General features: G+C 54.8%; 7 protein-coding genes. 1 reads left to right on the top strand and 6 read right to left on the bottom strand.

All coding sequences use genetic code 11. The features are described from left to right. Positions 1-10 precede the first annotated feature (10 nt). Positions 11-1411 (top strand): hypothetical protein, encoded by a 1401-nt coding sequence (locus GWR55_RS06310; protein ID WP_162401505.1) that lies wholly within the window; start codon positions 11-13, stop codon positions 1409-1411. 29 nt (positions 1412-1440) lie between these two features. Here GWR55_RS06310 and GWR55_RS06305 read toward each other — a convergent pair whose 3' ends face one another. The 6 genes from GWR55_RS06305 to GWR55_RS06280 all read right to left on the bottom strand — a co-directional run bounded on the left by GWR55_RS06305 (position 1441) and on the right by GWR55_RS06280 (position 12269). Continuing rightward, positions 1441-3813 carry a glycosyl hydrolase gene (locus GWR55_RS06305; protein ID WP_162401504.1) on the bottom strand — a complete coding sequence of 791 codons (2373 nt, stop codon included), beginning with the start codon at positions 3811-3813 and terminating at the stop codon, positions 1441-1443. An 87-nt stretch (positions 3814-3900) separates the two neighbouring features. Further along, positions 3901-7344, bottom strand: a complete 3444-nt coding sequence (locus GWR55_RS06300; RefSeq protein WP_162401503.1) for a TonB-dependent receptor — start codon at positions 7342-7344, stop codon at positions 3901-3903. A gap of 716 nt (positions 7345-8060) precedes the next feature. Continuing rightward, positions 8061-8846 (bottom strand): 3-ketoacyl-ACP reductase, encoded by a 786-nt coding sequence (locus GWR55_RS06295; protein WP_162401502.1) that lies wholly within the window; start codon positions 8844-8846, stop codon positions 8061-8063. 42 nt (positions 8847-8888) lie between these two features. Next, on the bottom strand, positions 8889-10148 hold the full coding sequence (locus GWR55_RS06290; RefSeq protein WP_202925589.1) for a hypothetical protein: 1260 nt from the start codon (positions 10146-10148) through the stop codon (positions 8889-8891). 128 nt (positions 10149-10276) lie between these two features. Then, positions 10277-11125 (bottom strand): sugar phosphate isomerase/epimerase, encoded by an 849-nt coding sequence (locus tag GWR55_RS06285; protein ID WP_238398682.1) that lies wholly within the window; start codon positions 11123-11125, stop codon positions 10277-10279. Then, positions 11115-12269, bottom strand: a complete 1155-nt coding sequence (locus GWR55_RS06280) for a Gfo/Idh/MocA family protein (RefSeq protein WP_162401500.1) — start codon at positions 12267-12269, stop codon at positions 11115-11117. Before GWR55_RS06280 ends, GWR55_RS06285 begins: the two co-directional genes overlap by 11 nt. Positions 12270-12286 lie beyond the last annotated feature (17 nt).

Here is a 12286-nt window from a genome sequence, read left to right as displayed (position 1 = left end):
ATCTTGCGCTATGGCTATCTCGCAACATCTCCGCGACAACTCGTTAGAAGAGCCTCTTCCGCTTCCAACGAAAGATGAGATTCGCACGCATCTGGACACCATTCTGGCAAGTGATGAGTTTAGCGTGAGTCGACGCTCATCGGAGATTCTGCGCCACGTCGTCGAACGGTATCTTGTTGGAGAGATCGAGAGCCTGAAGGAGCGCCTGCTCGGCATTGAGATCTTTCACCGCCGGAGCGACTACGATACGAGCATCGATTCGATCGTGCGAGTCGCGGCCAATGATGTAAGACGTCGGCTGACGAAGTTCTATAACGATCACCCTACTGAACCCCTGCGGATATTGCTTCCACTGGGATCCTATGTCCCGGACTTTATCAAGCTCAAACCGGCTCCACACCCGGTGATCCATGAGAGCCAGGTTCCAGCCGTTCTCGAACATTTTGCCGCTCCCGCTAACGAGTCGCAGCCCGCATCGGCCGTAAAAGCAGAGGTAGCAACGTACTCGTCGCAAAGCACGTCGTTTTCTTATACGGTAAGTAAATTTCTGCAAATTGGGTTGTTAGTAATCTGCTCTGGTGCTGCCGGATGGTGGATCAAGGGCTGGATCAAACAACCTAGTCCCATCGTCAACGGCTCAGATTATTCCTTCTATAAGGAGCTTCTTGGACCCATCGGTGTTTCCGGGCCGGCGAAGACGAAGATTGCGCTCTCCAATCCGAACGTTCTGCTCTACCGCGGAGCGTCGCTTCCGACCCCTCCAAGTGGGGATGAAGTGTTGAGTGTCCCGGTTCCGGAGTCGATGGCAAGTGTTTTGAATAGTAGTGCCAATAATACTCAGGCAGAGTTTCCTTTCCACTTCCTCCAGGTCGACAACATGAACTACACGGGGCTAGGCGAAGCGGAAGCTGCATACGGTTTCGCTCGCATTCTGCAGATTCTCGGACGCAACGCCCAACTCACGCAGGCGCGCTTTCTCAATTGGGATGAGGCTCGAACCGAGCAGATTGTCCTTCTGGGTGCGCCGCACATGAGCGCGTTTGCACAGGGAACGGTCAATACAGATAACTTCATGATGGAGCATGATGTCATTCGCAATATTCATCCGCGCGCGGGGGAGTCGCCTGTTTACGCGCGGGTCATTCATGGCGGAGCTCTGGAAGATTACGGCCTTATATGGATGGGGCGATCGCCCTCCGAATCTCGCGTTCTCGTGCTCGCCGGACTTACCAGCACCGGAACGGCCGGCGTCGGAGAGTTTTTCAGCGATCCTGCATCGATGCGACCGGTCTATGAGAAGCTCAAGTTGATGTCCAAGAATGGCACCTTCCCCGACACGTGGCAGGTTCTTCTACGCATTGACGCGCGGCAGGATGTTCCCGTGAAAATCTCGGTCGTCGCTCTGCGATAAGCGTCCGAAGAGGCTGTCCCGGCCGTTGCCTAACGAGTTCCCCAGCCTGGCATCTGGTCCAGCGTGACGACATTCGGTGAATGATAGAGGGCCGGAAGCGCGATCTGGTTTCTCGGATTTGAGATGAAGTCAGACCACAACATGACATAGACCCAACGATTCTGTCGAGCGAGTAAAGCTGGAGTCGGCACGTATTGGCACTCGGCGACGGCAATCGGTTTGCCCTCGGCGATGCCCACCATGGCGTTGTAGTTGTTCTGGGTGTAGCCGGTGTTGTAGACGTCGAGCGTGGCGATGTCGAAGTAGCTGCTACCTGGATTATAGGAGTTGACGTCGGTATCAAGGGTATTGAAGTCCTGCACATTCCATACCCATACAATATTGTCGAATCCCTTGGTGTTGACTAGGTAGTCGTGCGTGATCTGATAGAGCTTCGCGCTTCCGTTCGGGCCCAGATGACAGCCCCACCAGAACACGCACTGGTTCATCTCATGCAGCGGACGAAAGAGCACTGCAACATCGGCGTCCTTCAATTGTTGAAAGTACACGGAGAGCTTGTTGAGCCGTGCGATCCACGTCTTGTAGAGGACGGTTCCGGGCGTTGTGAGCTGGCTCCACTCGGCGTCGGTCAGGTGTACCGGTTTCGTACCTCCGACGGAGTTCCAATCGCAGGTTTCGTCAGGAAGGATAGGTGCGCAGGCATGGTACATCAGGCCTACAAGAGCGCCCGCTTTGTATTGTGCGATCGCTTCCTTGATCATCGCTTCACGATTCTTATCGAGGGCTCGCGGCCCATAGCTAAAGTCGGCACCCCAGAATGAGGGCTGCTTTCCTGTCAGAGCGGCGATCCGGTCGGTGTCACGGGTGAGATTCGCAACGTCCTTGTTTTGAACGCCAACGGCGGTCTTGCTGCCGGAGATGTCTTTGAGATAGTTGAGAACCGCTTGCCGCGCGGCGCTGCCGGTGCCTGCCGTTGCCGTTGTCAGCACAACCACGCCGCGTGATGGCAAGGACACCGTCTGAGACCTTTGAGGATTCTCCTCTAACTCGCTTTCCTTCGGTTCCAAGGCTCCGTCAACATTCTGCTCTGTGGCGAAGTAGCGAAAGACATGAAGCTCATCTTGTTTCGGCAATTTTAAGTTGACGGATGCGGACGCATCCGTATGGTTGACAAGCACCAGGGTCCACTGCGTCTTGCCTGAAGAATTCCACTTCGCGATCGTTGCGCGAACAGGCGTTTCGCTTGAGCCTGTAACAGGAAGTATCTCTGCACCGTTCGGCATCGAGCGTGAAAGGATGGTCCACGCATAGTACCAGGGACGAGGCTTCATACCTGCGTCGCTATTCGAGTCGAAGAATCCCCAGATCTTCCAACCGCCGCCTGGGCCGCGATGCATGGCGTCGTCGAGATCCCACGCATCGGCCCCGCCCCAGCCAGCTCTGGCGACCTGGACGATATAGTCCGCCATCCGTGCGCCGTAGTCGAAGTCGTGCACCCGCGGCTGCTGGTCGACGGCTTGAATCTTGCCGGTGACCAGTCCTGACTCTGCGATAAAGCGCGGCTTACTTGCGCCGTCTGGATCGTGCTTCAGAATCGTTTCGCGGTCGGAGATGAGCTCTCGCTCCAGGGTGCCCGATTCCACCTCCTGATCCTTGGCATAAATGTGTTGCTCCCATGTGCCAAAGACGTCATGCATTTCGGTAACCGTGCGATCAAACCACTGCCTTCCTCCGGAGTTATCAGGGCCGGTCAGAATAACATCGTCTAGGCCGCGAGCATCCAACTGATGGCGAAGGTTGCGGACCCCAGTGGACCACGAGGTAAAGTCCGGCTTACGTCCGTGCCACATCCAGTCGCCGTTCGGCTCATTCATAAAGATGTAGTGATGGATCACTGTATAGTGCCGATCTCGCACAAGGTACTGTACGAAATCGGAGATGATGCGCTGCCAGCGCGGATCGTCCGGAGAATGGATGCCGAGAGAGCCTGGAGGGGACCACTCACCGAGATATACCTCGATATGATGTGCCTGGGCGAAGTCGAGGACGGTCAGGATCGCTTGGAATTGCCGCGCCGTGGGATCAGTGTCCCATCGATAAATTGGCTCGCCCTTTGCATCGAAACCGCTGCAGTAGTCCGTCGCCCCGGACATCACCCGCAAAAAACCTGGCTTCATGTAGGCCAAATGGTCCATCATTTCTGCCCAGCGGTGTGCGTCGACCTGATTCACATAAGGATCAAACTGCACCCCGAGCCCAAGGAATTTGCCCAATGGTTGCGCGGAGAGATCAACCTTCATCTCCTGGGGCACATTCTTAGGATGTTCCGATGGTTGAGCTGGAGCCGCTGTCGCAAGCGAAGCCGCGATCAACAGCAACGAGAAGCACAGCACGTTCTTCATATAGGTTTGCTCGTTCCTATTGGTTATTGATCAAAAACAGTGGCTCGGTGCGACTGAACAAGCAGTCGCACCGAGCCAGGTTGAAGGTCAGAAGATAAATTTACTTGCGAATTGAATTACCCTCGAACCGTTTGCGATTGATGTGATCTTCCCGAAATTAGCCGAATTGACGTTAGCGTTGGGGCCACCGAAGATGGGGTGATTCAATGCGTTGAACGCTTCAAACCGAAGCTGCAGATTGTAGCGCCGCTCGTTCCCAAAGTAATTGTTCTTCATTGCCGACAGGTCTGCATTGCGGTTGCCGGGGCTACGAACATTGCCCAGTACGCGTGGTGCGTTGCCGATGGTGAAGGCCGCCGGCTGCGAAAAGAGGTCCGTATTAAACCACTTGTCACGCGTCCGATTGGCCAGATTAGGATCTCCCGCAGCCATATTCGGACGCTGGCCGAGCGAGAGCAAACCAGTTTGATTGTTGACCGAAGAGAGAACGACCGGCAACCCTCCATTCATGCTGACGATCCCATTGGCCTGCCAGCCATTGATCAGCAGGTTCACGCCGCGAGGCGCATCTCTGAAGAAACGGTGGCCCTTGCCAAAGGGAAGTTCATAAGTGGTGGCAATCGTGAGGCTGCTCGCCAGATCGTAAGCGGAGAGCGACCATTCCTTATCTGGCCGGAATTGGTCGGCGCGAGTGCTGCTTACAGGGCCCAGGTAGGTTACTGCCGAGGATGAGTTGTCCATTAGCTTGGCTCCGGTGTAGGACACCAACAGGCTCAGTCCCTGCGAAACTCGCTTGTCCAAGCGGACGGTGATGGAGTTATAAATCGAGGAGGCACGCGGCTTCCTCTGGCTGTTAACAGAGCTGTATTGAGGAAATGCATCCAGCAAATACTTCAGCGGCACATTTTTGTTAGACAGTATCGCTCCGGGTGTCGTGATCTTTCCGTAGAAGGGATTAGGTACGTTGCTGTTGAGTTGATTGCCTAAGGAAAGATAAGAGGGATTGACTTGGTTATACGGTTGCCCAGGGTCTCCGTCCACAAGAAATAATCCGTGGCTATAGACGTAGCCTACCTCCAGCACAGTCTGAAGAGGAAGTTGACGTTGTACGTTCAAGTTTGCCTGTTCGGTGTAGGGGTTTCTGACGGAGTCGAAGAAGGAGTAATTGATCCCACTGCCAAGTTGAGTTCCAGCGCCATTCGCGGAGCCGGTAGGAAGGTTGAATCCGGATTTGGCGGGATCGGAGAGATTGGTGCTGATAGTCAGCTGGCTGTCAGTTGAAAATTGGAAACCCGTCGTCGTGGCGAAACCATCATTCCCGAGTCCACCAGTGCTTCCCGCGGCTTGTAACGCAGACGCGCCAAATAAGATTGCGTAGCCGCCGCGTATCGCCCACTTCGCTGTTGGGCTATAAGAGAACCCGATGCGCGGCCCGAAGTCCTTCCCTTGAAAAGGAGCTTGGTGACGCCCATATTTGGCCCCGGGCGTTCCCACGAACACCATTGCGCCCTTCAGGTTGGCGCAGGCGGGACAATTGGTGGTTGCGATCATTCCCGCCAGAGGGGAGGGAAGGGAAGGATCCCAATAAGTCAGCTGATTGTGACGCTCGGTGCGAGGAATCTCTCCCTCCCAGCGGATGCCGAGGTTGAGCGTCAGCTTTGGGGTCACGCTCCAGTCGTCCTGGAAGTAACCGGCAATGTAGCTGCTGGCGGTCAAGGCCGTTACGTCGTGAGTCATATATCCACTGGATGGCAGGCCCAGAAGCATCGAGGCAAAGGTGTGTCCGGCCTTTGCCACAGCAGTTCCACCACCGTTATCCGTGGCGTCGTTCGGGTTGTACTGCGTCCAGCTACGGTCGAACTGAAACTCCCCCGACGGCTGACCATACTGATAAAAGTTGACAAAGAACTTACGGAAGTTTGCGCCTACCTTAAAATTATGGTGTCCCTTCACGAGGATGAGGCTGGCCGTAGCGTCGTGGGCGGTGTTGTAGGAGCTATAAGGAACATAGCCGCTCATGCCTAAGGCCGAATAGCCGTCGGACTGGTTGAAGGTTGGAAAGACAAGCGCCTCTCGGGCCGCTACCGCCTTGAACGACCCCGGCAACCCTAACGAGGAAATATCGAACCCCTGGCCGAAAGCCGTGCGATCGACGGTATAGCGGCTCAGACCATAGCGAAATTCCGCAAGAAGATTCGGTCGAATTGTCCAGGTGTCGTCCAGGGAGACACTGGTTGCGGTTGCATATTGCGGACCGCTTCCCGTCTTTGCCGCCGCATTGCCGTAACCATTGAATGGAACGCTGTCGTCGATGTATTTGGAGAAGCGTGCAAATGCGCGGTTGTTTGGAGTGAGTTGATAATCTACGCGAGCATCACCGTGATAATAGGTGTCTGTGCTCGCCCCGATGGCGAGATAGTTGTTCAAGAACGCATTCGCTCCCCCATAGTTTGGCGATGGATAATATTTAAAGGCGGCGAGGGCTACTGCATTCTGTCGTTTTGCCGGGATTTTATTGCCCGCGAAATCGCCAATGCTGCGCGTGATCTTTCCGTTCGGCTGCTTTACGGCTGTAAGTGGGTCATAGATAGGGACGGAGAGCGCCGAGAAGTCGCCTGTGCGCCACGCGTCGAGTGGTACGCTGTCAATCTCCTGCGATGCTGAACTTTCCGAGGAACGTTCAAGCGCAAGGAAGAAAAATGCCCGGTTGCGATAGATGGGCCCGCCGATCGTGCCTCCCTCCTGGTAACGATGCCTATCGGTCATCGGAGTGTTTTTCGACTGAAAATAAGGCCGCGCATCGAACGTTGCATCGTGAGCAAACAGGAACGCCGAGCCATGCAGGGCGTTCGTCCCGTATTTGGTTACGAGGTTGATCACGCCGCTGCTGGTCCGGCCATACTCTGCCGAAGGAACACTGGTCTGGATCGAGAATTCCAGAACCGAATCGACGATCGGCTGGTAAGCAACATATCCCAGACCGACGTTGTTGGTCCCAACGATGTTAGAGACGCCGTCGATCTGTTGTTCCGCGTTCGCATTCCGCGAGCCGGAGATGTGCGGAGTCGTCTGTGCAGTGTCGCCGGTCCCCTGGACCCCCGGCGCAAGAAGTGCGAGATCGAGCGGGTTGCGTCCATTCAGGGGTAGATTATCGATCTGCTTGGCTGTGATGACCTGTCCCGTCGATGACGTTAACGTGTCGATGGTAGCGGCACTTTCTTCAAGGACATCGATCTGCTCCGAGGCAGTTCCCACGGAGAGCGTAAAGTCGACTGCACGCTCCTGAGAGACGTCCAGGGTAACGTTTGTCTGATTGGAGGTTTTAAACCCCGGCGCCGTGGCCGAGACATTGTACTGGCCCGGAAGTAGCAGCGGTGCGGCATATCGGCCCGTGGAGTCTGTCTTCCTCTCTACCTTGAGGCCAGTGGCAAGATTGCGAATGATGACTTGGGCGTTTGGTATGATCGCGCCGGACGGATCTTTCACTAGCCCGTCAATGGAGCCCGTGGGAGTTTGTGCATGCAAGACCATTCCCGCGATGGATGCGAGAAGTAAAATGACTTTTAAGCTCGTGGATCGATAAGACATGTGGCCTTCCTCTCAATTACGGCCTGCCCCTCTTGCTGCGATGCAACGGGTAAGCTCTGCATCGACTGTTCTTTGCCGACGGAGCAGGCAGAAGTTGCGTAACGGTGGGCGATACTAGGAGGTTGCCGATGCCACGCACAAGGTTATAGGAGTTTGCCAATCGCCGAATCTGCGTTAGCCAGAATAAAACCACGTAAGTCCATGACCAACGTAAACTTAATCCAGCCCCCCAGCCCGATTCCTACCCGTTAGCCCACCCTGTTTGTTGCCCGCGGCTGTGACACTTCAACATGTCAACTCACGCGATGCTCCCAATTTGCGTTGGAAAAATAGGGGCAGATCAATGACGCCATTTGTTACAGAGAATTAGGCTGTCACGGCTTCCTGTAATCATTGAAGAGGTCAGCAAAAGAAGGCTTGGAGCCTGTCCAAAACTAAATGGGGAGCCTGCAGGGAATATGCACGGCGGGGCTGCTGGTCAGTGCAGGAGCATACATTCGACTTGTTTGAGTAATGTGCACTAAGTTATTGCCGCTCGGATAAGTCACCGCCTAAAGTGAGAACTCATCCATCTTCGCGCAGCCTCGTATGATGACTAACTGCCCGCTGGGGCAGTTAGCAGATTCATGAGAGGTCGACGGGAAGATGCAGCCATGCCGCTAGAGTCGTCTTACAGTAAGGCCGCCATCGATGGTTAGAACCGCGCCGGGGGAGTAGGGAAGGTCTCCGCTCGTCAACATCGCTACGGCTATACCAATGTCGTCCGGAGTTCCCCAACGCTTCTCCAAAAGCAGGTCCCCTTCGATCAGACTGTCGTATTTGCTTCTAACACCCTTCGTCATATCTGTCTCGATGATGCCCGGCCTTACTTCATATACGCCAATGCCGTATCGCGTGAGTTTTGTCGCCCAAAGCATGGTTGCCATCGCAATACCCGCCTTGGTAATGCAATAGTCTCCCCGGTTAACGCTTGCGACGGTCGCCGAAACCGAGCCAATGTTGATGATGCAACGATGTTCTTTAGATTGCTCCTGCAGACGTATCATCCAATTCGCAGCCGCCTGAGTTAGAAAATATGGGCCCTTGAGATTGGTAGAAATCAGTTCATCAAAACTTTTTTCTGAAGCCTCCAGAATGTCAGCACGAACCGTGGGCGCGATCCCGGCGTTATTTACGAGAATATCCAGCTGTCCAAAGGTTGCTTCAACATCCGTCAGCACACGTTCTCGATGGCTTGCATCTGCAACATCCGCCTGGCAGTATTGAACCTTCAAACTGCGGTCGCTAAATTGTTCGCGCAACTGAGCGATAGTAGGTTCTGCTTCATCATGACTGCGCCTGCCGGTGATCACTAGATTGAAGCCTTTGTTCGCTAATTTTTTGGCAATGCCCAGACCTATTCCGCGTGTACCTCCGGTCACGAGTGCGACCCTTGTATTACTCATTGCGTCCCCTCTCTGGGTGCATCATGTTATATCCGAAGAAGGTTAGAAAAAAGTGTAGTACTTGTTTTCCGCCAACCGCAGGATGAGTAGTCCTAACTCCAGCAGGTGGTAATCCCCCCACATGCTCGACTCACCGAAGGGAATCTTGGCACCTTTTTGTACATGGTCCCAGCCATTTGGCCGGTGATAGATACTGTGAAGCAGAATGCCTTCATGCTGGGGATTGCTGGAAAGATACGGCTCCTTGAGTAGCACCTCGGCAATCGTTAGACCGGCATTGAGGTAAATCCTTCCAGCTTCCCCCATCGCGTGCCCAAGACGGATTAATCCTTGAGCGGCGATGGCCGCTGCCGAAGAATCAACTGGTTCGTACTGATTGAATGGATCGGCACGGGAACTTTTCCAGTTGCCCAGGTAGCGCAGATCGGGAGCGCCGGTATCCCAATAGCAGATTCCATCCAGGGTACTGGCCTGGCTGATATAGAAATCACAGGTAGCCCTGGCGGCCTTTTCCAGGAAGAAAATAGCTTCCTCCTTTGTCATCACACCGTCGCTTGCAAAGTCGCTCTCGGGCAGGGATCCGATGAATTCAAGCTCTTCCGCGAAGCCCAGCATCGCCCATGCCAATCCGCGAGTCCATGTGGTGAAAGGCGAATACCCCTGTTGAGAAGAGGGACATCGGAAGGTCCCGCTGACAGGGTTGAATATCGCTTCATGGACGGTGCGCCCTCGCGCTTCGGCAAGGTCATAAGAGTCGCGGCCTTCTCCGTAATAGATATTGAATTCGGCTGATGTGCGCGCGTGTGTCAGGAGTCGACCGAGGAGGTTGATGCGGCAGTCTTGTTCTCCCATCAACCCGTGACCGAGTTTATGGGCAACGCCACAGATGCGGACGGTTCTGATCGTATCGATGAACAGGGAATGACTCCCGTTGAACGAGTATATGTAACCCCGGCCGCCCGGGAGGCTGGTCCACCGCGCTGCCTGTACAGCACCACTCACCTTCAAGGCAAGTTCGTATGAGCGCAGCTCCGAATCATTCGACTCGAGCCTGCCTTCCAGAATCAGGCGCCGCAACTGCCCATAGGTCGAGAGATTGTTGAAGCCATGATCATGCACGCCAGTGTGCGTCAAATGCTCGGCCATATGAGCGTGGGTAAGGCTGCGGCCGACCTCGAGCAGGTCTGGGTGATCTGTAGCGTCATAGCACAGGATGGCATTTCCATACGCAAATCCCTGTGTCCATTGGGTCCAATTGCGTCCGACGTACTGCCCGTCGACTGTAACTACAGGAGCCCCCATCGAGACCTCCCATCGATGGGAGAGGCGGAGGGTCTTATCAGATGCCAGGATGAACATGGTTCTTATTGAGGGTGCTAGGCCCGCTGCAGAAAGATTGTTCCGTATTTCCATTTCGAAATCCTTTGGCTCTAGACGAGTGAGGTGAAGCGTTCGACGACCGTTGATAAGACATCATTGCCCGGCATGTCCCAGATAGCTTGGTTGAAGATCTCGACTTCGATCGGGCCAGCGTAACCGGATCTATCGACCGCCCCGCGTAACGTTCGGTTATCAATGACACCATCGCCCATCATTCCCCGCCCCAAAAGCAGATCCGGAACTGGAACCAACCAATCGCTGACGTGAAAGCCGTAGATGCGGCCCTTTGCCCGTGTGATCTGCTGCAGAACATAGGGATCCCACCAGATATGAAACGTATCAAGTATCAGGCCTACCTCCATGGGAGCGTAAGGAGAAGCCATATCCAATGCCTGGTCGATGGTGTTGAGCACACAACGTTCCCCGGCGTACATCGGGTGCAGAGGTTCCAAGCCTAGCCGCACTCCGGATTCGCGGGCATGAGAAACAATCGCCGCCAATCCTTCTTCCACCATCTTTCGAGCATCGACCAGCCCAACCGCTGAAGAAGCGCCGACCACAAGGACGAGCGAATCGGCGTGAAGCTCGGCACACTCGTCAATAGCCCTCAGCGTATCTTCGATTCTTTGCTGCCTTTCCTCCCGAGTCGGAGCCGGAAACATTCCTCCGCGACATAGGCTGGAGACATGCAGTCCTGCATCACGAACCAATCGGACGCTTTCCCGCAAGCCGGCCTCGTGAATTTTATGACGCCAGAGTCCAATGGAAGGAATGCCATGGCGCAGGCATCCTTCAACCGCTTCCTTGACGCTCCACCGTTCCGTTGTTGCCTGATTGAGACTGAGTCTATGGATGTCTGCCATAATCGCCCGATTAAGTTTTGAAGCACTAGTTCCCATCAAGACTAGGCACATCGAGCCACCTGCGCTCCGCCCATGACCTGAGCCCAAGCTCTGCAAGCTGTACTCCACGAGCGCCGTCCACGAACGTGTGCGGAAATGGCGTATTCCGTACCACATGCCTCAGGAACATCTCCCATTGCACCTTGAATCCATTTTCGAACTCACCATTGTCAGGCACTTCCAGCCAGTGCTCACGGAAGCGAAAGGGGTTTGGTAGATCCGGGTTCCATGTGGGGCGAGGGGTGTTCACCCGATGTTGTGTTTTACAATCTCGCAGTCCAGCCACCGCGCTGCCTTCCGTTCCATCAACCTGAAGATTGAATAGTTCGTCACGGTAGACTCGCGTTGCCCATGAAGAGTTGATCTGTGCAAAGATACCGCCCTCCAGTTCGAAGGAGCCATATGCCGCGTCATCGGCGGTGCAGACGTACTGGTCGCCATCTTCGTCTACGCGCTCCGGGATGTGCGTGGCTCCCACGCACGAGACGCTCTTGACGGGCGCGAAGGTATGATCCAGCACATAGCGCCAGTGGCAAAACATGTCCAGGATGATCCCTCCTTCTTCTTCTTTCCGATAGTTCCAGGAAGGTCGCTGGGCAGGTTGCCAGTCGCCTTCAAACACCCAGTATCCGAATTCGCCACGCACCGAGAGAATTTTTCCGAAAAACCCGGAATCAACCAGCCTGCGAAGCTTGCGAACGCCGGGAAGAAATAACTTGTCTTGCACGATACCGTGTTTGATTCCGGCCTCCTCGGCCTTTTTTGCCAGCCTCAGAGAAGAAGCCACCGTTGTTGACAGAGGCTTCTCGCAGTAAACATGTTTTCCGGCATTGATTGCCCTGGTCACATTGTCCTCCCGCAGTCCCGTTGTGCCTGAGTCGAAATAAATCTCGTCCTCGCCGTTCGCGAGACATCGTTCGAGATCGATGCTCCATCGTGAAATCCCGTGTGCGTTCGCGATCGCCCGAAGTCTGTTCTCGTTTCTTCCGACCAGAATTGGATCCGGCATCAACACATCTCCATCGCCAAGCGACAGGCCTCCCTGGCCGCGGATCGCCAGGATCGAACGGATCAGGTGTTGATTCAATCCCATCCGTCCAGTAACGCCGTTCATGATAATGCCGATTCTTATTTGCGCCATATATGTGTGCCTCTCCT

The sequence above is a fragment of the Edaphobacter sp. 12200R-103 genome (assembly GCF_010093025.1).
In the GTDB taxonomy this organism is placed as follows: domain Bacteria; phylum Acidobacteriota; class Terriglobia; order Terriglobales; family Acidobacteriaceae; genus Edaphobacter.
The sequence above is the reverse complement of the archived record's forward strand: the minus strand, read 5'-3'. Positions and strand labels throughout refer to the sequence as shown.